At 60.2% G+C, this 22,671-nt stretch carries 23 protein-coding genes and 1 pseudogene; 9 read left to right on the plus strand and 15 right to left on the minus strand.

What is annotated here, in order from left to right; genetic code table 11:
* Positions 1 to 63 precede the first annotated feature (63 nt).
* Both GTU76_RS05095 and GTU76_RS05100 read right to left on the minus strand, forming a co-directional pair.
* Positions 64 to 597 (minus strand): ferritin-like domain-containing protein, encoded by a 534-nt coding sequence (locus GTU76_RS05095; RefSeq protein WP_016985396.1) that lies wholly within the window; start codon positions 595 to 597, stop codon positions 64 to 66.
* Between the two features lie 90 nt (positions 598 to 687).
* Positions 688 to 1,635, minus strand: coding sequence for a LysR substrate-binding domain-containing protein (locus tag GTU76_RS05100; protein WP_425503628.1), 948 nt, complete (start codon positions 1,633 to 1,635; stop codon positions 688 to 690).
* Between the two features lie 91 nt (positions 1,636 to 1,726).
* On the opposite strand from GTU76_RS05100, the gene GTU76_RS05105 reads away from it, so the two are divergent.
* The 3 genes and pseudogenes from GTU76_RS05105 to GTU76_RS05115 all read left to right on the plus strand — a co-directional run bounded on the left by GTU76_RS05105 (position 1,727) and on the right by GTU76_RS05115 (position 3,641).
* Positions 1,727 to 2,365 (plus strand): FMN-dependent NADH-azoreductase, encoded by a 639-nt coding sequence (locus GTU76_RS05105; protein ID WP_180698186.1) that lies wholly within the window; start codon positions 1,727 to 1,729, stop codon positions 2,363 to 2,365.
* Entirely contained in the window at positions 2,366 to 2,671 is a 306-nt protein-coding gene (locus GTU76_RS05110) for a DMT family transporter (RefSeq protein WP_016985399.1), read from the plus strand.
* 91 nt (positions 2,672 to 2,762) lie between these two features.
* Positions 2,763 to 3,641: pseudogene (locus GTU76_RS05115) on the plus strand (alpha/beta fold hydrolase).
* A gap of 129 nt (positions 3,642 to 3,770) precedes the next feature.
* Here GTU76_RS05115 and GTU76_RS05120 read toward each other — a convergent pair.
* Complete coding sequence (locus tag GTU76_RS05120; RefSeq protein WP_180698187.1) at positions 3,771 to 4,658, minus strand: DMT family transporter; 888 nt, start codon at positions 4,656 to 4,658, stop codon at positions 3,771 to 3,773.
* Between the two features lie 96 nt (positions 4,659 to 4,754).
* Here GTU76_RS05120 and GTU76_RS05125 point away from each other — a divergent pair, with 96 nt between their 5' ends.
* From GTU76_RS05125 to GTU76_RS05135, 3 genes are all read left to right on the plus strand, one after another.
* Positions 4,755 to 5,549, plus strand: coding sequence for an AraC family transcriptional regulator (locus GTU76_RS05125; RefSeq protein ID WP_016985402.1), 795 nt, complete (start codon positions 4,755 to 4,757; stop codon positions 5,547 to 5,549).
* A gap of 63 nt (positions 5,550 to 5,612) precedes the next feature.
* A complete protein-coding gene (locus GTU76_RS05130) occupies positions 5,613 to 5,918 on the plus strand; it encodes a PsiF family protein (protein WP_007950613.1) in 306 nt (101 codons plus the stop codon).
* Positions 5,919 to 6,239: 321 nt separating this feature from the next.
* On the plus strand, positions 6,240 to 7,253 hold the full coding sequence (locus GTU76_RS05135; protein ID WP_016984798.1) for an AI-2E family transporter: 1,014 nt from the start codon (positions 6,240 to 6,242) through the stop codon (positions 7,251 to 7,253).
* 135 nt (positions 7,254 to 7,388) lie between these two features.
* Here the strand turns inward: GTU76_RS05135 and GTU76_RS05140 are convergent, their stop codons facing one another.
* A complete protein-coding gene (locus tag GTU76_RS05140; RefSeq protein WP_016984797.1) occupies positions 7,389 to 8,663 on the minus strand; it encodes an Hsp70 family protein in 1,275 nt (424 codons plus the stop codon).
* Between the two features lie 292 nt (positions 8,664 to 8,955).
* On the opposite strand from GTU76_RS05140, the gene GTU76_RS05145 reads away from it, so the two are divergent.
* Both GTU76_RS05145 and GTU76_RS05150 read left to right on the plus strand, forming a co-directional pair.
* A complete protein-coding gene (locus tag GTU76_RS05145) occupies positions 8,956 to 9,906 on the plus strand; it encodes a DnaJ C-terminal domain-containing protein (protein WP_016984796.1) in 951 nt (316 codons plus the stop codon).
* A 23-nt stretch (positions 9,907 to 9,929) separates the two neighbouring features.
* Entirely contained in the window at positions 9,930 to 10,235 is a 306-nt protein-coding gene (locus GTU76_RS05150) for a chaperone modulator CbpM (RefSeq protein WP_016984795.1), read from the plus strand.
* Between the two features lie 123 nt (positions 10,236 to 10,358).
* Here GTU76_RS05150 and GTU76_RS05155 read toward each other — a convergent pair whose 3' ends face one another.
* Positions 10,359 to 11,486 carry a sensor histidine kinase gene (locus GTU76_RS05155; RefSeq protein ID WP_016984794.1) on the minus strand — a complete coding sequence of 376 codons (1,128 nt, stop codon included), beginning with the start codon at positions 11,484 to 11,486 and terminating at the stop codon, positions 10,359 to 10,361.
* A gap of 324 nt (positions 11,487 to 11,810) precedes the next feature.
* On the opposite strand from GTU76_RS05155, the gene GTU76_RS05160 reads away from it, so the two are divergent.
* Positions 11,811 to 13,217, plus strand: a complete 1,407-nt coding sequence (locus tag GTU76_RS05160; protein ID WP_180698188.1) for a hypothetical protein — start codon at positions 11,811 to 11,813, stop codon at positions 13,215 to 13,217.
* 56 nt (positions 13,218 to 13,273) lie between these two features.
* On the opposite strand, the gene ureC is transcribed toward GTU76_RS05160, so the two are convergent.
* From ureC to urtB, 10 genes are all read right to left on the minus strand, one after another.
* Positions 13,274 to 14,974 carry an urease subunit alpha gene (gene ureC / locus GTU76_RS05165; protein WP_175553036.1) on the minus strand — a complete coding sequence of 567 codons (1,701 nt, stop codon included), beginning with the start codon at positions 14,972 to 14,974 and terminating at the stop codon, positions 13,274 to 13,276.
* A 202-nt stretch (positions 14,975 to 15,176) separates the two neighbouring features.
* Positions 15,177 to 15,482, minus strand: a complete 306-nt coding sequence (locus GTU76_RS05170) for an urease subunit beta (RefSeq protein ID WP_016984791.1) — start codon at positions 15,480 to 15,482, stop codon at positions 15,177 to 15,179.
* Positions 15,482 to 16,015: a GNAT family N-acetyltransferase gene (locus GTU76_RS05175; protein WP_016984790.1), complete on the minus strand. Its 534-nt coding sequence runs from the start codon at positions 16,013 to 16,015 to the stop codon at positions 15,482 to 15,484. The genes GTU76_RS05170 and GTU76_RS05175 overlap by 1 nt, the downstream gene beginning before the upstream one ends.
* Positions 16,016 to 16,020: 5 nt before the next feature.
* Positions 16,021 to 16,554 (minus strand): GNAT family N-acetyltransferase, encoded by a 534-nt coding sequence (locus GTU76_RS05180; RefSeq protein ID WP_016984789.1) that lies wholly within the window; start codon positions 16,552 to 16,554, stop codon positions 16,021 to 16,023.
* A gap of 9 nt (positions 16,555 to 16,563) precedes the next feature.
* Entirely contained in the window at positions 16,564 to 16,866 is a 303-nt protein-coding gene (ureA, locus tag GTU76_RS05185) for an urease subunit gamma (RefSeq protein WP_016984788.1), read from the minus strand.
* A gap of 542 nt (positions 16,867 to 17,408) precedes the next feature.
* A complete protein-coding gene (locus GTU76_RS05190; protein ID WP_180698189.1) occupies positions 17,409 to 18,248 on the minus strand; it encodes an urease accessory protein UreD in 840 nt (279 codons plus the stop codon).
* 43 nt (positions 18,249 to 18,291) lie between these two features.
* The gene (gene urtE / locus GTU76_RS05195; protein ID WP_016984897.1) at positions 18,292 to 18,990 is read right to left on the minus strand and encodes an urea ABC transporter ATP-binding subunit UrtE; all 699 of its coding nucleotides are present in this window, start codon (positions 18,988 to 18,990) and stop codon (positions 18,292 to 18,294) included.
* Between the two features lie 137 nt (positions 18,991 to 19,127).
* On the minus strand, positions 19,128 to 19,997 hold the full coding sequence (urtD, locus tag GTU76_RS05200; RefSeq protein WP_008078129.1) for an urea ABC transporter ATP-binding protein UrtD: 870 nt from the start codon (positions 19,995 to 19,997) through the stop codon (positions 19,128 to 19,130).
* Positions 19,994 to 21,073 (minus strand): urea ABC transporter permease subunit UrtC, encoded by a 1,080-nt coding sequence (urtC, locus tag GTU76_RS05205; RefSeq protein ID WP_175553040.1) that lies wholly within the window; start codon positions 21,071 to 21,073, stop codon positions 19,994 to 19,996. The genes urtD and urtC overlap by 4 nt, the downstream gene beginning before the upstream one ends.
* Positions 21,073 to 22,575, minus strand: a complete 1,503-nt coding sequence (urtB, locus tag GTU76_RS05210; RefSeq protein ID WP_180698190.1) for an urea ABC transporter permease subunit UrtB — start codon at positions 22,573 to 22,575, stop codon at positions 21,073 to 21,075. The genes urtC and urtB overlap by 1 nt, the downstream gene beginning before the upstream one ends.
* Positions 22,576 to 22,671 lie beyond the last annotated feature (96 nt).

The raw sequence follows: 22,671 nt of genomic DNA on the forward strand, positions 1-22,671 counted from the left end.
TCCACCAGAAGGAATGCGGTCGAGTGTGGGAGCGAGCCTGCTCGCGAAAGAGGTTTGGAAGGGTTACAGGTCGTTCAGGATGTCGGCCATGTCATCGGCATGCTCTTCTTCCTGCGCCAGAATATCTTCGAAGATACGCCGGGTTGTCGGGTCTTTCTCGCCGATGTACTGGATGATTTCGCGGTAGCTGTCGATGGCGATGCGCTCGGCCACCAGGTCTTCGTAAACCATTTCTTTCAGGGTTTCCCCGGCCACGTATTGGGCGTGGGACATCTTCGACAGCATGTCGGGGTTGAACTCAGGCTCGCCGCCCAATTGCACAATGCGCTCGGCCAGGCGGTCGGCGTGCTGGGCTTCTTGGGTGGCGTGCTCGAGAAACTCTTCGGCGGCCACGTGGGCTTTCACGCCGTTGGCCATAAAGTAGTGGCGTTTGTAGCGCAATACGCAGACCAGTTCAGTGGCCAGCGATTCATTGAGCAAGCGCAGCACCTCTTCACGGTCGGCGCTGTAGCCCTCCGTGACGGCGCCGTTCTCGACATGTTGGCGCGCACGGTCGCGCAAGGTTTGAACATCTGACAGATGCAGGTCGTCGCTCATTTCGATCTCCTGGAGGCTAATCCGATTGTCGCCGCGTTCTGCGGACGCGGTCGCTACCTAAGCTGTGAGTCATGAGCGTTGCAAAAAGTTTTATGCGATTTGCGGCGACCTTGGGACCAGTCCCGAGAGCTGCGCTTCCTCCCGCAACCAGGTGAAAAAAGCCCGCACCGGTGGATGCCGCTCGCGACCCGGCACACACAACGCGCTGTAGCCGGCGCCATCGACTTGAATCTCACCCTTGTATGGCACCAGCAAACCACTGGCGACGCTTTCCGAGACCAGAATGTTGCTCGCCAGCACCAATCCTTGTCCGGCGATTGCTGCTTGCAAGGCGTAGTGTTCTTCATCGTATTCGCGGTTGGCTGGTTGCTGGTTCAACCAGTGTTCACCGGCCTTGGCGCACCATGCCTCCCAGCCATGGGCATACAGTTTCGAGTTGTGCCAACGCACGCTGATCAACGTCGGTGTACGCCGCGCGGCCAGCGCTACTTGCTCGGGCGAGCCGTAAACGCCGAACGATTCATCGAACAGGCACAGGCCATACAGGTTCGGGTAGTCGTCGAGGCTGTAGCGCAAAACCAGATCGACACTGGCGTCCTGGTGCAGATCGATGACTTCACAGTGGGTATCGAGGCGCACGTTGATGTTCGGATGCTGGGCATAAAATCGCCCGAGGCGCGGCACTAGCCACAGCGCGGCGAAGGCGGCGGTGGTCGATAGCGTCAGCGTGCTGGCGTTGCGCTGCGGGCGCAGGGTATCGACGCTTTGCGCCACGTCCAGCAACGCGCCGTGCAGACTCCGAAACAGGCGTTCGCCGCCCTCGGTCAGGCGCACCTGGCGCGGCAGACGTTCGAACAACGCGACGCCGAGCCAGTCTTCCAGCGAGCGGATCTGATGAGAAATGGCGGTCGGCGTGACCGACAGCTCTTCGGCGGCAGCCTTGAAGCTCAGCAATCGTGATGCCGATTCAAAGGCGCGCAGGGCGGTGAGAGGCAGCGAGGCGAACATTGAAACGCTCCACGGATGAAATGAATTCATCCGGACTGATTTTTGCTCATTTGAGGCAACGATGTGCAGCCCGCAATCTGCAGCGACACAGCAATCAAAGTCTAGCCTCAAGGAGTTTCAGATGAGCAAAATTCTTGCGATTCATGCCAGCCCACGTGGCGACCGTTCACATTCGCGGCGGCTGGCGGAACATTTTCTCAGCGCCTGGCAGGTGCGCCATCCGCAGGCGCAAGTGAATCGCCGCGAGGTCGGGCGGGCATTGATTCCGGCGGTCAATGAAGCCTTTGTCGCTGCAGCGTTTTATCCACAGCCCGAAGCGCGTCCATTGTCGATGCAGGCCGATCTGGCATTGAGCGATCAACTGGTCGGCGAGTTGTTCGAGTATGACCTGCTGCTGATTTCCACACCGATGTACAACTTCAGTGTCCCCAGCGGCCTAAAGGCCTGGGTCGACCAGATCGTGCGTCTGGGCCTGACCTTCGATCACACGCTGGACAACGGTGTCGCCCAGTACACGCCTTTGTTGCAGGGCAAGAAAGCCTTGATCGTCACCAGTCGCGGCGGTTTTGGCTTCGGTCCGGGCGGTGAACTGGAAGCTTTGAACCACGCCGATCCATGGTTGCGCACGGCGCTGGGGTTCATCGGTATCAACGACGTCACGGTGGTCGCGGCCGAGGGCGAAGAGTCCGCCGAGCGCACTTTCGCGGTGTCGGTGGCGGAGACCGAGCAGCGCCTGCTCGACCTCGCGCGGGTGTTTTAGGTGGCCTGGCTGTTCCTGCTGATCGCCGCCGGGTTTGAAGTAACTTTTGCCATGGGCATGAAGTACGCCGAAGGTTTCACCCGGCTCTGGCCCTCGCTGATCACGGTGATTGCGGCGGTCGGCGGGATCTACTTCCTCACGTTGGCGATGCGCGAACTGCCGGTGAGCATCGCCTACCCGATCTGGACGGCGATTGGCTCACTGGGCACTGTGTTCCTCGGTTTTGCTCTGCTGGGCGAGAGCCTGACTCTGGTCAAACTGCTTTCGGTAGGGCTGATTGTGGCGGGGGTGGTGGGCCTGAAGTAGGCTGGTCGTTGAGTTGTCATCATCAGGGAGGATGCTTGGCGGGCGTTTTGCACGCCTTGCATCCACACACCGACCACAAGGATGTTTGCCCATGTCGACGCGTTATCCACTGGTGCTGGTGCCCGGCATGCTCGGGTTTATCCGGCTGGTCCTCTATCCGTATTGGTACGGCATCATCAAGGCATTGCGCCGGAGTGGTGCGACGGTGATTGCGGTGCAGGTATCGCCGCTCAATTCCACAGAGGTGCGCGGCGAGCAGTTGCTGGCGCGGATCGATGAGATTCTGCGTGAGACCGGGGCGCAAAAGGTCAACCTGTTCGGCCACAGTCAGGGTTCGCTGACGGCGCGCTATGCGGCGGCGAAACGGCCGGATCTGGTGGCGTCGGTCACGTCGGTGGCCGGACCGAATCATGGCTCGGAACTGGCGGACTACCTGGCGAAACATTACCCGGCGGACAGTGCCAAGGGACGCCTTCTTGAAGCATTGCTGCGTTTTATCGGGTGGCTGATGGCGTTACTGGAAACCGGTTATCGCGGGCCGAAACTGCCGGTGGATATTCACGCCTCACACCAGTCGCTGACCACTGCGGGCGTGGCGCTGTTCAATCAGCGTTATCCACAGGGCCTGCCGGAAACGTGAGGCGGGCATGGGCCGGAAGAGGTTAACGGCGTGCGCTACTACTCGTGGTCGGGGACGTTGCAACCGGGCAAGACTGATCGCGGCGGGAATTTGTTTGATGGGACCAATCGCAGCTGTCGCTTGTTTGCGAAAACCTTCGTGCGCGAGCCGGGGCAGTGCGACGGGATGGTCGGGCGCTACAGCTCGCATCTGGGTACGGTGATTGGTGACGACTATCCGCTGGATCACTTCGATATCGTCAATCAGTCGCTGGGGCTGGTCGGCAAGGGTGCGGATCCGGTGCGACTGTTTGTCGAGCATGCGGCGCGGCTTGAGGCTGCCGGGGTTTAACAGTCAGACCGCGTTATCGTTCTTCGCGAGCAAGCTCGCTCCCACATTCGAATGCATTCCAACAGAAGGAATGCGGTCACCTGTGGGAGCGAGCTTGTCTCCGGGCGGCGTTCCGACGAAGAGGCCGGATCAGGCAACGCTGACCCGGCGGCCCAACACGGTGGTCCAGCGCTCGGACAGAATCACCCCGCCCAACGTCAACAACCCGCTCACCAGGTGATACATCGCCAGTTGTTCCTTCAACACCACCGCCGCAATCAGCGCAGTAATCAACGGCAGCAGATTGAAAAACAACGTCGTGCGACTCGGCCCCAGGCGCTGCACAGCCTGCATCCACGCCAGCGGCGCAAGCATCGACGCCAGCAGACACGCATACAGCACCAGCGGAATGTTCTGCAGGGTGAAACCGGTCTTCGGCGAAGCCGCATACAACGGAAACAACACGACAATCGCCACCAGCACCTGCAAATACAGCAACACCAGCGGCGGCAGGCGCAGCTGCCATTTTTTCAGCAAAGTGCTGTAGATCGCATAGGCCAGAGTGGCGATCAACATCATCGCATCACCCATATTCACGCCGTGCTGCAGCAACGCGCCGAGGCTGCCGGACGAGACCACCACCAGCACACCGGCAAACGACAACACGGCACCGACCAGTGCCCCCGCCGTCAGACGTTGACCGAGGCTGATGATCGCCATGGCCAGCGACATCAATGGCATCAGCGACAGGATGATGCCCATGTTGGTGGCGGTGGTCAGCGTCGCGGCGAAGTAGGCGAGGCTCTGATACACCGCCATGCCGAGTACGCCGAGAATGAAAATCTTGCCCAGGTTCGGGCGGATCTGCGGCCAGTGCGCGATCACCGCTTTGAGCATGAACGGGGTGAACAGCAAACCGGCGAGCAGCCAGCGATAGAAACCGATCTCGGCGGGAAAAATTGCCCCGACCGCCAGTTTGTTGATCACGGTATTGCCGGCCCAGATAAAAATCGCCAGCAGCGGAAACGCGTATTGCATGAGTCGAAACCAGTACGTTGATGAAGGGCAATTATCCCTTGTCTGGATGCAAGCCTATACTGCGAACCGGACAACCTGCCTCTGAAACCGGACAGCATGAACAGCAAACACATCGATCTGCTGGATTTCAGCGAACTGCCATCGGCGGTGTACTTCCGCTACGCCGACTTCAACGCCCATGAATACGCTGCGCCGCATCGCCATCCGTGGGGCACGCTGGAATACGCGGCGCACGGCGTGCTGCACATGGACGTCGATGGCAGTCGCTTCATGTCGCCGCCGCAGTACGCGGTGTGGGTGCCGCCGCAGGTCGAGCACAGTTTCTACAGCCATCAACCGGTCAACTATCGTGCGGTGTGCCTTGACCCCAAGGTCTGTGCCGAACTGCCGAAACGCGCCTGCACCCTGGCGATCAGCGACATTCTCAAGGCGATTCTCAAAGACTTCGCCGCCCGCGACGTGAAGATTCCCGAACTCGATGCCGACCAGCGTCTGGCGCAAGTGTTGGTCGATCAACTGCAACAGGCCCCGGTGCATGAGTGTTATCTGCCCTACGCGAGTAGCCCGGGTTTGTTGGCGATCCTCGAAACCTTGCAGGCCGAGCCGGGCAACAATCAGCCGCTGGCGCATTGGGCGCTGCAAGTGCATGTCAGCGAACGCACGCTGGCCCGGCAATTCGTTCGTGAGCTGGGAATGAGTTTCGGCGAGTGGCGCCAGCGTCTGCGCTATCTCGCCGCGATCGAGGCGCTGGAAACATCGCGCAGCGTGCAGGAAATCGCTTTCGATCTCGGTTACAGCAGCGGTTCGGCATTCATCGCCATGTTCGCGCGGCAGGCGGGGTGTACGCCGGAGCAGTATCGCCGTAGCCACCTGGAAGGCAGGAAGGTGTAACAAGATTTGGCTACACTCCAGCAGAGGCCGCCCCCCTCGGTGCGGCGACAAGGAGAAAACTCCATGAAGATGTTGCGTGTGCCGTTGTTGATGATTGGTTTGCTCCTGTGTTCCCAGGGTTTCGCCGCTACGGCGCAACAGAACAAGATGACCACCTGCAATGCCGATGCGACCGCCAAGAGTCTGAAAGGCGATGAGCGCAAAACCTTCATGAGCACCTGCCTCAAGGCAGCGCCGGCGGCCAACGATGCCAAGGCCCTGACCCCGCAGCAGGAAAAAATGAAAACCTGCAACGCCGACGCGAAAACCAAAGCCCTGACCGGCGATGCGCGCAAGACGTTCATGAGTGATTGTCTGAAGAAAAAATAACCCGGTTCTGTGGGGGGACTGGGTCGAGGCGTTCGCTTGAGATTTGCCCTCACCCTAACCCTCTCCCAGAGGGAGAGGGGACAGACCGCGGTGTCTCGAGAAACTCGTCGACCTGAAAAAACCGGTCGATTATGGATTCCATGTCGCTGTCTCAGGTCACTGGCTCAGCCCTCACCCTAGCCCTCTCCCTTTGGGAGAGGGCTAGGGTGAGGGCTGGATCTCAAGCCGGGCACCAAAAGCTGAAGCACCGCATATTTCTAGTGCTCACCCCGGAACGCTGGCAGACTGCCAATCCTTTTACGCCGTTCGTTTTGAGGCTGTATGCCAACGTTTTCTGAGCGTCATGTAGTGTTCTGGGTCAGTTGCATCATCATTTTCGGCGGTTTGCTGCTGGTGCTGCCGCTGCGCTTGTTGCCCAGTCTGTTGGCCGGGTTGTTGGTCTATGAGCTGGTCAACATGCTCACTCCGCAACTGCAACGGCTGATCGAAGGCCGCCGCGCGCGCTGGCTGGCGGTGGCGTTGCTGGGGACGCTGGTCGTCAGCGTTCTGGCGCTGATCTTCGCCGGCGCGATCAGTTTTCTCCTGCACGAAGCAGAAAACCCCGGCGCTTCCCTCGATAAATTCATGGGCGTGGTCGACCGCGCGCGTGGGCAATTGCCGCCGTTCATCGACGCCTACCTCCCGGCCAGTGCTGCGGAATTTCGCGTGGCGATCGGCGAGTGGATGAGCAAGCACTTGTCCGACTTGCAACTGGTCGGCAAGGACGCGGCGCACATGTTCGTCACGCTGCTGATCGGCATGGTGCTCGGCGCGATCATCGCCTTGCAGCGCATCCCCGACGTGACCAAACGCAAACCGTTGGCCGCCGCGCTGTTCGACCGTTTGCACCTGCTGGTGCAGGCGTTTCGCAACATCGTGTTCGCGCAGATCAAGATTTCCCTGCTCAACACCTTCTTCACCGGGATCTTCCTCGCGGTGATCCTGCCGATGTTCGGTATCAAGCTGCCGCTGACCAAAACCCTGATCGTGCTGACTTTCCTGCTCGGCCTGCTGCCAGTGATCGGCAACCTGATGTCGAACACGCTGATCACCATCGTCGGCCTGTCGCTGTCGATCTGGGTGGCATTGGCGGCGCTGGGTTATCTGATTTTTATCCACAAGCTCGAATACTTCCTCAACGCGCGAATTGTCGGCGGGCAGATCAGTGCCAAGTCGTGGGAGTTGCTGCTGGCGATGCTGGTGTTCGAGGCCGCGTTCGGCCTGCCGGGGGTGGTGGCGGGGCCGATTTATTATGCGTACCTGAAGAGTGAGTTGAAACTGGGCGGGATGGTCTAACCGATGGATCTGTGTTGCCTGATCTGGCGCTTTCGCGAGCAAGCTCGCTCCCACACTGGATTGCATTTCAACTGAAGAAATGCGGTCAAATGTGGGAGCGAGCTTGCTCGCGAAAGGCGCGACGCCGATTTCAGATCAGTCCATGGCGCCATAGCGTTTCATGGCTTCAATCGCCAAACCGCTGCCAATGCTGCCAAAGATATTCCCTTCAACATGCCGCGCATTCGGCAACATCGCCGAGACGCTGTTGCGCAGCGCCGGAATCCCGCTCGAACCACCGGTGAAGAACACGGTATCGACCTGATCCACCGCCACACCGGCATCGTTCAACAGCTGCGTAACACTGCCGCGCACCCGCTCCAGCAGCGCATCAATTGCCGATTCAAACAGCGCTCGCGTCAGTTCCACACTCAACCCGGCCTCGATCCGGTCCAGCGGCACATGGCGGCTGTCGGTGTGGGTCAGTTGAATTTTGGTTTCTTCGACTTCCATCGCCAGCCAGTGGCCGGCACGCTGTTCGATCAGCTTGAACAGGCGATCAATGCCGCCGGTGTCTTCGATGTCGTAGCGCATGCTGCCCAGGGCCAGGCTGGATTTCTGCGAGTACACCGAGTTGATGGTGTGCCAGGTCGCCAGGTTCATGTGGTGGCTGGTCGGCATGTAGGCACCGCTCTTCATCCGGCTGCCGTAGCCGAACAGCGGCATCAGGCCTTGCAGGCTCAACTGTTTGTCGAAGTCGGTCCCGCCGATGTGCACGCCGCCAGTGGCGAGGATGTCATCGTGACGGTTATCGAAACCGCGACGCTCGGGCGACAGGCGCACCAGCGAGAAGTCGGAGGTACCACCGCCGATGTCGACGATCAGCACCAGCTCTTCTTTCTCGATGGTCGACTCGTAGTCGAAAGCGGCAGCGATTGGCTCGTACTGGAACGAGACCTCTTTGAAGCCGATCTTCTTCGCCACATCGACCAAGGTGTCTTCGGCTTCCTGGTCAGCCAGCGGATCGTCATCGACGAAGAACACCGGGCGGCCGAGCACCACTTGTTCGAATTCTCGACCGGCGGCGGTCTCCGCACGGCTCTTCAGCTGGCCGATGAACAGGCCGAGCAAGTCCTTGAACGGCATTGCCGTGCCGAGCACGCTGGTGTCGTGCTTGATCAGCTTGGAACCGAGCAGGCTCTTCAGCGAGCGCATCAGTCGGCCTTCGTAGCCTTCCAGGTACTCGTGCAGCGCCAGACGACCGTACACCGGGCGGCGTTCCTCGATGTTGAAGAAGACCACCGACGGCAGGGTGATCTTGTCGTCTTCCAGCGCGATCATCGTTTCCATGCCGGGGCGCAGCCAGCCGACGGTGGAGTTGGACGTGCCGAAGTCGATGCCGCAGGCACGGGCTGGAGAGGCGTCTTTCATGTCTTTCGGTTCCGGTCAAAAAAACGGCCGCGCAGTGTATGTCAGTGCGCGCCAGATTCGAAGGCCGGTCATCTGCTATTTCGCGACTAGACTGGGTTGAAAGTGCGGACTTTGCCCCAAACTTGCTGGCATGGGCCGGCAGAACCACCGGCGGTCACAAGAACCGCCGTCCACTGCCGATAAACTTCTGCTGCGCCACCCGGTCACAACCTTGAGATCGGTCAACCCGGCACGCGCGAATCGGCGCATGCTGGCATCGGCGCGAAATCGATAACGGATGGTGATTCCTTCAATGGACTTCAAAGACTATTACAAGATACTCGGCGTGGAGCCGACAGCAGACGACAAGGCAATCAAGGCTGCCTATCGCAAGCTGGCGCGCAAATACCACCCGGATGTCAGCAAGGAAAAGGACGCCGAGGCCAAATTCAAAGACGCCTCGGAAGCCTATGAAGCGCTGAAAAGCGCCGACAAACGCGCCGAATACGACGAGCTGCGCCGTTATGGCCAGCATGGTCAGCCGTTCCAGGGGCCACCGGGCTGGCAGAGCCGTGGCGGCTTTGGCGGCGGCGGTGGCGACACCGGTGACTTCTCGGACTTCTTCAGTTCGATCTTCGGCAATCGCGGCCCCGGTTTCGGTGGCGGCGAAGGCCGGCAACAACGCAGTGCCGGGCGCCGAGGGCAAGACGTGGAAATGGAACTGCCGATCTTCCTCGAGGAGACGCTGGCGAACGAGTCGAAGAAAGTCACCTTCCAGGTGCCGCAATACAACGCCAACGGCCAGCACGTCAGCAACACCAGCAAGAGTCTGAACGTGAAGATCCCGGCGGGCGTGACCGACGGCGAGCGCATCCGCCTCAAAGGCCAGGGCGCACCGGGCATCGGTGGCGGGGCGAATGGCGATCTGTACCTGACCATTCGTTTTGCGCCGCATCCGAAATTCGATGTCGAAGGTGAAAACCTCATCATCACCTTGCCGCTGGCCCCTTGGGAGCTGGCGCTGGGAGCGGAAGTGGCGGTGCCGACCCTGACCGGCAAAATCAATCTCAAAGTGCCGGCCGGCAGTCAGAACGGTCAGCGCATGCGCGCCAAAGGTCATGGCTTGAAAAACAAGGCCGGCGAGCGCGGTTACCTGTTCGTGCAACTCAAAGCCGTGATGCCGAAAGCGTCCGACGATGAGGTCAAGGCACTGTGGCAGGAACTGGCGAAGAAAGCCGCGTTCAACCCGCGCGAGAACTTCTGAATCCGACGACGGAGTAGCCCATCATGAGCAGCCCCCTGATCGTTCAACTGGACTTGGCAGAATTCTGTGAGGCGGCCGATTTGTCGGACGTCTACGTGATCGAAATCGTCGAACACGGCATCCTCGAACCTCAGGGTGCGCAGCCCCGGGAATGGCGCTTCACCGACTACGAACTGGCCCTGGCCAAACGCGCCGCCAAGTTGCGGCGCGATCTGGAGCTGGAATGGGAAGGTGTCGCCCTGGCGCTGGATCTGCTCGAAGAAGTCCGCGAATTGCGCGCCGAAAACCGCATGTTGCGGCAACGGTTGGGGCGGTTGGTAGTTGAGTAGATAGCCTGATGTTTTCCGGTTGGTTGATCGGGCCTCTTCGCGAGCAGGCTCGTTCCCACAGGAATACGCATTCCAATGTGGGAGCGAGCTTGCTCGCGAAGAACGATAACGCGGTATCGCTGACTACACCCTCTTGGGCAAGACCACGCTGAACCGTGTGCCGTCAGCCTCATTCGAGCTGACTTCAATCGTCCCGCCATGGGCGTTGACCACTTCCCTGACGATAAACAATCCCAACCCCAGGCTGGTCGAAGGCTGCCCCGGTTCTTCATCGGCGCTGCGCACCAACGGGTCGAAAATAGTCCCCAGCGCCTCCTCCGGAATCGGTGTGCCGAAGTTGTGCACCGACAGGCACACCGCGTCCGCTTCCTCCTGCAACGTCAACGTCACCTGCTGTGTATTCGAGCCATGCTGCAACGCATTGCCGATCAGGTTCTGCAGCAATTGATCGATACGCCCCGCGTCCCACACACCTCGCGTATCGCCGTGCATGTGCAGCACCGGCGAGCATTGCGGGTTGCCAGCGCAGGCTTCGGCAATCGCCGCCTGCGCCGCCTCGGCCAGATCCATCGGGGCCGGCTCGATTGGCAGGCTTTTACCGAGACGACTGCGCACCAGCTCCAGCAAATCACTGATCATTGCCGCCATGTGCCGGACGCTGCGTTTGATGTTGTGAGCGCACATCAGCGCTTCGCCCTCGAGCGTGGATTTGCGCAGCAACAGGTCGTTGGACATGCCCACCGCCTGCAACGGTGCGCGCAAGTCATGGCCGAGTATCGCCAGGAATATATCCCGTGAACGGTTGACCTGTTCAGCGTAGGCCGCCGTCGACTCGGCGAGCGCTTCATCAATGGCTTCATTGAAGCGGATCATGTCCTGAAAGCAGGCCATGTCCGGTGATTCAAGACTGTCGACCCAGCGCCGAATCACACAGGCACGCAAGTGACGAAATTCCGAGGTCATCTGTACCAGGTCAAAACCGACAGTGTGGCGCAGCTCGCCATGACTGGCGCCGGCCTGGTCCAGACTCGGGGTCATTTCCGGGCCTTCACCCTTGGCTTTGGCGGCTTGCTCCTGGGCAGTCTGTGGTTTGTTCATGTCTCGTGCGGCGGCCAGCAAGATAGCTTTGGCGTGGTCACGCAGTGCAGTGGCGTCCAGATAATCGGCAGCGGGGGTAATGGTGGCTGCAAATTCCTCCCAGTCATCGACGATACAGTCCACGTGCTGCCTGATGAATTCGGATAGACGCATGGCTGGTTCCTTTCTGGAGAGTCTCGCGATACTAGTCTCTTTGCCCGACGGTAAAAACTACCGTTCAGGGGTGTGTCTTACAGACTGGATGGCGAGTTCGTTGCTACTGATTTTCCTGCTTGTGAAATTCGCTGCTCAGTAAGCCCGGTACGCGGCTATTAACAATATTCCGGTTTTTAATTTCTTTTGCCAACTGCATAGTCTGGTCGGGCCTGTGGTGGAGAAATGGAACTCTCCCTTCAGGGCACCATGCAAAAAGTTACAGATTCAGGTTTCGGATAAGCAAAAGGGCAATGTCGCCCTTAACGTTCAAGGATGAAAACCATGCCGCTAAAGCCGCCTTCCAAGGGTGCCGTCACCAGTGATGTGCACACACGCCCGACAACCACGCCCGATGGGCATACGTCGCCTGCGCAAACGCCGCCACGTACCGATTTCGGCCCTGCCACCGCCACGCCCTCGCGATCATCTTCTGCGCCGGGCGGATCCGCGCTGACTCTTGACGCGGATGCCCCATCGTCCACGCCCACGGTTGCAGTGCGACAAACTCCATCCTCCTCAAGCACGGCGACCAAGGCGGATCAACGGCCGTGGGCGGATTATCTGAGCAACGCCCCGATCCGGCTTCTGCGGCCGGCCGAGGCGCCGGGGCTGTGGACATTGAAGGGCCGTCGGTATGCCAAAGTACCTGACGGCGTGGTACAGGTGGGGGAGGATCCTCTAACGGGGCAATTACGGGCCAAGCTGGCCAGTCAACTGAATCCCAAAGGCCCCGTGCTCGTTTGGGATCCCGACGTGGATCTCTGGCATCCGCTGGAGGAATCCGGGTCGCCGATCCTGCGCTCCAACCGCCGCAAGAGTTCTGTGGAAACACCGCTGTCCGACGACGAGTTCGAGATGGCTCTGGAGTTCTTGCCGGACCGGTCGCAAACCGTGGATGACGTGTTTGAAATGGCCTCCGAATCGATGCCGATCCAGCCGTATACCGCGCAGGAACTCAGCTTCATGAGGCAAGAGGTACGCTATACATCGTTGAGTAATCAACGAGGCTCCTACAATCGCGCCAACAACGGCAAGTACCCGCTCAGGGACAGTCTCGGCAGGCCCGTGCGTATCCGCACATTGCAGAGCAAAGTTACTTTTGACTCGGGAGAAACCTACACCTCAGAGCAAATCAAGCCGTATATAAAGTTTGAAGGTTATGAAACGGTTGCCAGACTCTATGAGGAAAAGCTGCAACTGCGCCAATTTACCGAAGCAGACGTGCAGGTGCCGGGTGAACGAGCGCTGATCGGTCAGTCGATGGTGGTGGCGAACAGACGGATCGCCCAAGGTGAGGTCGTCGGCGTCTATGGTGGGACCATTCGATCAGGGCGGTTCCTGCTCCCCGCCGAGCAAGTGTTTTCGATGACCATTGGCATGGATGTGGTCCTCAGGTCAGGTCAACTCGGCCCTGGCCCGATCGCCGTCGTGGGAGACAACATGATTTCCAGGATCAATACCCACTTTATTTATGACGATACCGGCAAACCCCTGCGGCAAGCGCCGGACGGCTACAACATCAACCTGATAGGGTTTAAGGTCGAGGCTGATCTGCCGAACAGTGACGGTGTCACCCGCAAGACTTACTTGCTGAATAGCGCATTTGCGCTTGAAGACATTCCTGCCGGCACCGAACTGCGCTGGAACTATAACTACAGTGACGAAGACATCGGCCTGCTTTTCTCATGACGAGAAGCTGTTCGGCGCAATACGGGCAGCATTGCCCGTATTGGTAAACGTCGCCGTTAGAACAGAAAATACCGTTGCGCCATCGGCAACACATCAGCCGGCTCACACCAGAGCAGCACACCGTCCGCCTTGACCTGGTACGTCTGTGGATCAACATCGATGTCCGGCAGATAGTCGTTGTGGATCAGGTCGGTTTTCTGCACGTCACGGCAACCTTTGACCACGGCGATTTTCTTCTTCAGCCCTAACGTTTCGGGTAACCCGGCTGCCTGCGCCGCCTGGCTGATGAAGGTCAGGCTGGTGGCGTGCAGCGAGCCGCCGTAACTGGCGAACATCGGGCGGTAGTGCACCGGTTGCGGTGTCGGGATCGAGGCGTTGGCATCACCCATCAGGCTCGCGGCAATCGCGCCGCCCTTGAGAATCAGCGTCGGTTTCACGCCAAAGAAAGCCGGGCGCCACAGCACCAGATCCGCCCATTTCCCCACTTCCACCGAACCGACTTCATGGCTGATGCCGTGGGTAATCGCCGGGTTGATGGTGTACTTGGCGATGTAGCGTTTGGCGCGGAAATTGTCGTTGCCTTCGCCGTCCTGCGGCAGCGGGCCGCGCTGTTTTTTCATCTTGTCGGCGGTCTGCCAGGTGCGCGTGATGACTTCACCGACACGGCCCATGGCCTGGCTGTCGGAGCTGATCATCGAGAACGCGCCGAGGTCATGCAGAATGTCTTCGGCGGCAATCGTTTCGCGGCGGATACGGCTTTCGGCAAATGCGACGTCTTCGGCGATGCTCGGGTCGAGGTGGTGGCAGACCATCAGCATGTCGAGGTGTTCGTCGATGGTGTTGCGGGTGAACGGCCGGGTCGGGTTGGTCGAGCTCGGCAATACGTTAGGGAAACCGCAAGCCTTGATGATGTCCGGCGCGTGACCACCGCCGGCACCTTCGGTGTGATAGGTGTGAATGGTGCGGCCCTTGAACGCGCCGAGGGTGGTTTCGACGAAACCGGATTCGTTGAGGGTGTCGGTGTGGATCGCCACCTGCACGTCGAACTGGTCGGCGACGCTCAGGCAGTTATCGATGCTCGCCGGCGTGGTGCCCCAGTCTTCGTGCAGTTTCAGGCCGATCGCGCCAGCCTTGACCTGTTCGATCAGCGGCTCCGGCAGGCTGGCGTTGCCTTTGCCGGTGAGACCGATGTTCATCGGGAACGCGTCAGCGGCCTGGAGCATCCGCGCCAAGTGCCACGGGCCCGAAGTGCACGTCGTGGCGTTGGTGCCTGTGGCAGGTCCCGTGCCGCCGCCGATCATCGTGGTGACGCCGCTCATCAACGCTTCTTCGATCTGTTGCGGGCAGATGAAGTGGATGTGCGTGTCGATGCCGCCGGCGGTGAGGATCATGCCCTCGCCGGCGATCACTTCGGTGCCGGCGCCGATGGCGATGGTCACGTTCGGCTGCACATCCGGGTTGCCGGCCTTGCCGATCGCGGCGATGCGGCCGTCCTTGAGACCGACGTCGGCTTTGACGATGCCCCAGTGGTCGATGATCAGCGCGTTGGTGATCAGCGTGTCGACGACTTCGGCGGCCAGCAGCTGGCTCTGGCCTTGGCCGTCACGGATGACTTTGCCGCCACCGAATTTCACTTCTTCGCCGTAGGTGGTGAAGTCTTGTTCGACTTCGATCCACAGCTCGGTGTCGGCCAGGCGCACCTTGTCGCCGACGGTGGGGCCGAACATGTCGGCGTAGGCTTGTCTGGAGATTTTCATGCAGCGTCCTTCAGGAAAATAGTGGTGAGCCATTGACCCTCACCCTAGCCCTCTCCCAGAGGGAGAGGGGACTGTACGCGGTGGGCCGGCTATCGGTGATCGGCTCCGCAGAGGAGACAGTTCACGGTGGAGCGGCTATCGGTGATCGGCTCCCTCTCCCTCGGGAGAGGGCTGGGGTGAGGGGCAGCGGTGCACGCAGATGTCAGAGGTCACCCATTATTCGTCCGGCAAACCCGAACACCCGCCGATGCCCGGCATAATCCACAAGCTCAACCTCACGGCTCTGCCCCGGTTCGAAGCGCACGGCGGTGCCAGCCGGAATATTCAGGCGCATGCCACGGCTCGCGGCGCGATCAAAAGTCAGCGCATCGTTGGTTTCAAAAAAGTGATAGTGCGAGCCGACCTGAATCGGCCGGTCGCCGCTGTTGGCGACTTTCAGGCTGACGGTGCGGCGGCCGACGTTGAGTTCGATGTCGCCGGGCTGGATCTGGTACTCGCCAGGAATCATCACTGGGCTCCTTGCAGGATCTTGTAATAGAGGGCGGTCGGGCGATAGGTGCCGTGCGGGTCGCAGGCGTAATCGGGAATCTGGCCCGCGCGGGTGTAACCCAGCGCCTTGTAGAAATCTTCGGCGGGGGAGCCAGCCTCGGTGTCGAGGTAGAGCATGCCGCGCTTGTGTTTGGGCGCTTCGAGTTCCAGCGCACTCATCAATTGCTGACCGAGGCCGCGACGCCGTGCGTGTTCGCGCACCAGCAGTTTCTGCACTTCGGCGCGATTGAGGCCGTTGGCTTTCTGGCACAGACCCAGTTGCACACTGGCCAGCACCTGCTCGTCCTTGACCACCACCCAGAGCAGCACGCTGCCCTTGTTGACGTTGTCCTGCACCTCATCGAAATACGCGCGCGCCTGCGCAGCGTCGAGGTCGGCCATGAAGCCGACGCTGGCGCCGTAACCCACGGCGTCCAGCAGCAGGTCGATCAGGCCCTGACGGTAATGCGCAAAACTTTCAGCATTGACGCGGCGCAGTTGGGCGGCGTTCATCGGTATCACTCCTTGTTGGCGTCAGGCGGCTCCGCGCCAGGGTTGAGGGTCAATTGCATGAAGGTCAGGTCGAGCCAGCGGCCGAACTTGGTGCCCACTTGCGGCATCTGCCCGGTGATGCTGAAACCGGCGCGCTCGTGCAGGCGAATCGAGGCGGCGTTGCCGCTTTCAATGGCGGCGACCATCACGTGTTTGCCGCAGGTTCTGGCCCGCTCGATCAGCGCAGTCATCAGTTGCGGGCCGAGGCCGTTGCCGCGCTGATCGCTGCGCACGTAGACCGAGTGTTCGACGGTGTGACGGAAGCCGTCGAACGGCCGCCAGTCACCGAATGAAGCGTAGCCGAGCACAGTGTTGTCGCTGTCGACGATCACCAGAATCGGATAAGCCTGTGCCTGACGCGCGCTGAACCACGCCTGACGGTTGCCGAGGTCGACGGCTTGTTCATTCCAGATCGCCGTGGTGTTGAGCACGGCGTCGTTGTAGATGTCGCGGATCGCCGGCAGATCGGCATGAATGGCATCGCGAATGGAGTAAGTCATGGCGCGGCCTCAGACGATCGGTTGGTGGACGGTGACCAGTTTGGTGCCGTCGGGGAACGTCGCTTCGACTTGGATTTCCGGGATCATTTCCGCGATGCCTTCCATCACTTGCTCGCGGCTGAGCAGGGTGGTGCCGAAGTGCATCAACTCGGCTACGGTCTGACCGTCACGTGCGCCTTCAAGCAGTGCGGCGGAGATGTAGGCCATGGCTTCCGGGTAGTTGAGCTTCACGCCGCGCGCCAATCGCCGCTCGGCGACGAGGCCGGCGGTGAAGATCAGCAGCTTGTCTTTTTCGCGTGGGGTCAGGTCCATTGTGGGGTTCCGTCAGGGCAGATTTGTGAGGTTCTTGCGGGCGCGGGGTGTCAGTTGGAGCAACCCCTCACCCTAGCCCTCTCCCGAGGGAGAGGGGACTGATCCCGGTTGTTTTCAATGGCCGGTTCAGTCAGCAGTATTTGTTCAGGCAATCAAATTCATTTCAAACGACTCGGTCAGGCTCCCTCTTGCGAGGGAGAGGGGACTGATCCCGGTTGTTTTCAATGGCCGGTTCAGTCAGCGGTATTTGTTCAGGCAATCAAATTCATTTCAAACGACTCGGTCAGGCTCCCTCTTGCGTGGGAGAGGGGACTGATCTCGGCTGTTTCAATGACCGGTTCAGTCAGCAGTATTCGTTCAGGCAATCAAATTCATTTCAAACGACTCGGTCAGGCTCCCTCTTGCGTGGGAGAGGGGACTGATCTCGGCTGTTTCAATGACCGGTTCAGTCAGCGGTATTTGTTCAGGCAGTCAAATTCATTTCAGACGACTCGGTCAGGCTCCCTCTCCCTCCGGGAGAGGGCGGGGGGTGAGGGGCTTTTTCAGGTACTCCATATTCTGGGAGATACCGCATCGCGGCCCAGCAGCACCGGCCGCAGCAAACGCCATAAATCAATCAGCCAGGCGCGGGCGAGCAGTGCTTCAGACGCCAGACAACGGGCGACCAAAAGGCCGGGCAACTGGGTCAAGTCCCCGCGCACCTCATGGCCCAGCGAGCGACAACGTTCCAGCAACTCAGCATCAATTTCACCGGTCACCAACAACGTCGCAAACACCGGATGACCATCCAGCCCGATCGGTGAATCAAGCAAACCGTCATCACCGACGATGCGCTGGCGCTCATGCCAGATCAATCGGCCATCGCGGCGAATATCCAGGTGCGCCTGAAAATACCCACGGTCAAAACGCTCGCCACTGGCCGGGCGACCCAGCGCCACCACGTCCCAGTAGAACAGCCGCGCATCACCTTCAAGATCAATCGAAGTGGTCAGCTCAGCCTGGGCCGCGCTGTAGACAATGGTCTCCTGCGGCAGCCATTCCAGCGTCGCCCCGGCCGCCACTTTCAAGTCGAGCTGCTGATAAGCCGGCCCACCGGCGCGATACCATTTGGCCGCGCCGGGGCTGGTGATCTGCGCCCAGGCGTGTTGCTCGACGCGAGCGCTGATGTCCAGTCGATCACCGCCGGCAATCCCGCCCGGCGGGTGGACGATGATGTGCTGACAGACCTCGGGGCCTTCGGCATACAGGTGCTTTTGCACCCGCAGCGGGCCGAGGTGCCGACGCATGACCGGGCGTGTGCAGTCGCCGAAGCGGGCGTAGGCGAGTTCCAGCTCGGCGTGCCAGCTCGGGGTAAACAGGGCAGGTGCAACAGTCGAATTCATGGTTTGTAATTATCGTTAGGAAGCTACAGATTAGTTCGTTGTACTAGATCGTTACCAGCCCGCGTACACCCTCGGCCTCCATATTTTCACCGCGCCCCTGCTGCACGATCTCGCCCCGGGACATCACCAGGTATTGATCGGCCAGTTCTGCGGCGAAATCGTAGAACTGCTCGACCAGCAGAATCGCCATGTCGCCGCGTGCTGCGAGTTTCTTGATCACCGCGCCGATCTCTTTGATCACCGAAGGTTGAATGCCTTCGGTCGGCTCATCGAGGATCAGTAAACGCGGGCGACTGGCCAATGCGCGGCCAATTGCCAACTGCTGTTGTTGGCCGCCGGAAAGATCACCGCCGCGACGCTGCTTCATTTGTAGCAGCACCGGGAACAGTTCGTAGATGAAACTTGGCACTTCTTTGGCTTCACTGCCGGGGAAGCGCGACAGGCCCATCAACAGATTCTCTTCCACGGTCAGGCGTCCGAAGATCTCGCGGCCCTGTGGCACGTAGGCGATCCCGGCGTGGACACGTTGGTGCGGCTTGAGCGTGGTGATCGCTTTGCCTTCCCAATTCACCGCGCCTTCCTTGGCCGGCAGCAGGCCCATCAGGCATTTGAGCAGGGTGGTTTTACCGACGCCGTTACGGCCGAGCAGGCAGGTGACTTCGCCGACCTTCACGTCGAACGAGAGACCGCGCAGGATGTGACTACCGCCGTAGTACTGGTGCAGTTTGTCGACTTGCAGCATGTTCAAATTCCTTAAAGTTCACCCAAATCCCTGTGGGAGCGAGCTTGCTCGCGAATGCTATTGACCTGTCACTGAGATGTCGGATTTGCAGCCGTCTTCGCGAGCAAGCTCGCTCCCACAGTGACTTCTTTTGCAGTTCAGCGGCCGAGGTAGACCTCGATCACGCGCTCGTTTTCCTGCACTTGCTCAAGCGAGCCTTCCGCCAACACGCTGCCCTGATGCAATACGGTGACGTGGTCGGCAATCGAGCCGACAAAGCCCATGTCATGCTCCACCACCATCAACGAATGCTTGCCGGCCAGCGACTTGAACAGTTCAGCCGTGAACTCGGTTTCAGCATCGGTCATGCCTGCCACCGGTTCATCGAGCAGGAGCAATTGCGGGTCCTGCATCAGCAACATGCCGATCTCGAGAAACTGCTTCTGACCGTGGGACAACAACCCGGCCGGGCGATTGACCGAGGTGGTCAGGCGAATCGTCTCCAGCACTTCGCTGATGCGATCCTTTTGCTCACCACTTAACCGCGCACGCAAACTGGCCCACACCGACTTGTCGGTTTTCTGTGCCAGTTCCAGGTTTTCAAACACGCTCAGCGCTTCAAACACCGTCGGCTTCTGGAACTTGCGACCGATGCCGGCTTGGGCGATCTGCACTTCGCTCATCTGCGTCAGGTCCAACGTTTCACCGAACCACGCCTTGCCGTGACTCGGTCGGGTCTTGCCGGTGATCACGTCCATCAGCGTGGTTTTGCCCGCGCCGTTGGGGCCGATGATGCAGCGCAGTTCGCCGACGCCGATGTACAGATTGAGATTGTTCAGCGCACGGAAGCCATCAAAGCTGACGCTGATGTCTTCCAGTGTCAGGATCGTGCCGTGACGGGTGTCGAGACCCGGACCGACGCGTTGGCCGAGGCCGATCGAGTCGCGACTGGTGCCAGCGTCCTTGTTCGGTTCGACGGGAAAAAAGGCTGGCTCCAACATGAATTCCGCGCTCGCCGTGACTCTCATTGTTCACCTCGTTTCTTCAGCAGGCCGATCACGCCTTTGGGCAGGTACAGCGTCACGACGATGAACAGCGCGCCGAGAAAGAACAGCCAGTATTCCGGGAAGGCCACGGTGAACCAGCTCTTCATGCCATTGACCACACCGGCGCCGAGCAGCGGCCCGATCAAGGTACCGCGCCCGCCAAGGGCCACCCACACCGCTGCTTCAATTGAATTGGTCGGCGACATCTCGCTCGGGTTGATGATGCCCACTTGCGGCACATACAACGCCCCGGCCAGGCCACACAACACCGCACTCAAGACCCACACAAACAACTTGAAACCGCGCGGGTCGTAGCCGCAGAACATCAAACGGTTTTCCGCATCACGCAACGCCGTCAGCACGCGGCCGAACTTGCTCTGCGCCAGGCGCCAGCCGATGAACAGACTGGCCACCAGCAGCAACACCGTGGCCAGAAACAACACCGCGCGCGTGCCCGGTTCAGTGATGCCGAAACCGAGAATCGTGCGGAAATTGGTGAAGCCGTTATTGCCGCCAAACCCAGTCTCGTTGCGGAAAAACAGGAGCATGCCGGCGAAGGTCAGGGCCTGGGTCATGATCGAGAAATACACGCCCTTGATCCGCGAACGGAAGGCGAAGAAACCGAACACCAGCGCCAGCAAACCCGGCGCCAACACCACCAGACACATCGCCCAGACGAAGCTGCTGGTGCCGGTCCAGTACCACGGTAATTCGCTCCACGACAGGAAGGTCATGAACGCCGGCAGACCATCGCCAGCGGCCTGACGCATCAGGTACATGCCCATCGCATAACCGCCGAGGGCGAAGAACAGACCGTGACCCAGCGAGAGCAAACCGGCGTAACCCCAGACCAGATCCAGCGCGAGGGCGACGATGGCGTAGCAGAGAATTTTGCCGACCAGCGTCAGCGTGTATGCCGAGACCGACAGTGCACTTTCCGCCGGCAACAACGACAGCAGCGGCAGGGCGATCAGCAGCGCGAGAATCACCGCGCCGACTGCAATCGTGACTTTCGGCCCGGCCTTTTGTGTGGCCGTGACTAACAGAGGCTGGTTCATCAGTCGATCACCCGTCCTTTCAGTGCGAAGAGGCCTTGCGGACGTTTCTGGATAAACAGAATGATCAGCGCGAGGATGAGGATCTTGCCGAGCACCGCACCGATCTGCGGTTCGAGAATCTTGTTGGCGATACCCAGGCCGAAGGCCGCGAGCACGCTACCGGCCAACTGGCCGACGCCGCCGAGCACCACCACCAGGAACGAGTCGATGATGTAGCTCTGACCGAGGTCCGGGCCGACGTTGCCGATCTGGCTCAGCGCCACACCGCCGAGGCCGGCAATGCCCGAGCCGAGGCCGAAGGCGAGCATGTCGACGCGCCCGGTCGGCACGCCACAGCAGGCCGCCATGTTGCGGTTCTGGGTGACGGCGCGGACGTTGAGGCCCAGACGCGTTTTGTTCAGCAGCAGCCAGGTCAGCACCACCACAAACAAGGCGAAAGCGATGATCACGATGCGGTTGTACGGCAGCACCAGATTCGGCAGCACTTGAATGCCTCCGGACAGCCACGCCGGGTTGGCGACCTCCACGTTCTGCGCGCCGAACAACAAACGCACCAGTTGAATCAGCATCAGGCTGATGCCCCAAGTGGCGAGCAGGGTTTCCAGTGGCCGGCCGTAGAGATGGCGAATCACCGTGCGCTCTAGCGCCATGCCAATCGCCGCCGTGACAAAGAAAGCCACCGGCAGTGCGATCAACGGATAAAACTCGATCGCTTGCGGTGCGTAGCGCTGGAACATCAACTGCACCACGTAGGTCGAGTAGGCGCCAAGCATCAGCATCTCACCGTGGGCCATGTTGATCACGCCGAGCAGGCCGAAGGTGATCGCCAGACCGAGCGCCGCGAGCAGCAGAATCGAACCGAGCGACATGCCGCTGAACGCCTGGCCGAGCATTTCGCCGATCAGCAGTTTGCGTTTGACTTGAGCAAGACTGGTTTCAGCGGCGGTACGTACGTTGGCATCGCTTTCGACACCGGGCTCGAGCAAGCCTTCAAGGCGCGTGCGCGCCAAGGGATCGCCGGTTTCGCCGAGCAGGCGTACTGCGGCGAGGCGCACCGCCGGATCGGTATCGACCAGTTGCAGATTGGCTAGCGCCAGGCTCAGGGCGGCGTGGACGCTTTCATCTTTTTCACCAGCGAGTTGCTGGTCGAGGAATTTCAGCTGCGCGGGTTTCGCGCTTTTCTGCAATTGCTGCGCGGCAGTCAGACGGATTTTGGCGTCGGCGGCGAGCAATTGGTGGCTGGCCATGGCGGTGTCGATCAGACCCCGCAGGCGATTGTTCAGGCGCAGGGTTTTCGGTTGGCCGTCGATGGTCAACTCGCCTTGTTGCAGGGCGTTGATCAGTTCGATACGCGCCGGATCGGGCTGCGCGGCCCAGGTTTCCAGCAGTTTGGCTTGCTGCACAGGAATGGCCGCGACGAAGTCTTCGGCATCGCCGGCGTGGGCCAGCATTGGCAGCAACAGTGCGATGGCTATGAGAAAGCGGTGTATGGCAGTGGGCATTAGTGGAGTTTCCTTTCTTGCGGTGGCCGAAGGAGCGGTGTCCGGCTGTGAATCCACCCCTCACCCTAACCCTCTCCCAGAGGGAGAGGGGACTGA

The sequence above is a fragment of the Pseudomonas crudilactis genome (assembly GCF_013433315.1).
GTDB classification, from domain to species: Bacteria; Pseudomonadota; Gammaproteobacteria; order Pseudomonadales; family Pseudomonadaceae; genus Aquipseudomonas; species Aquipseudomonas crudilactis.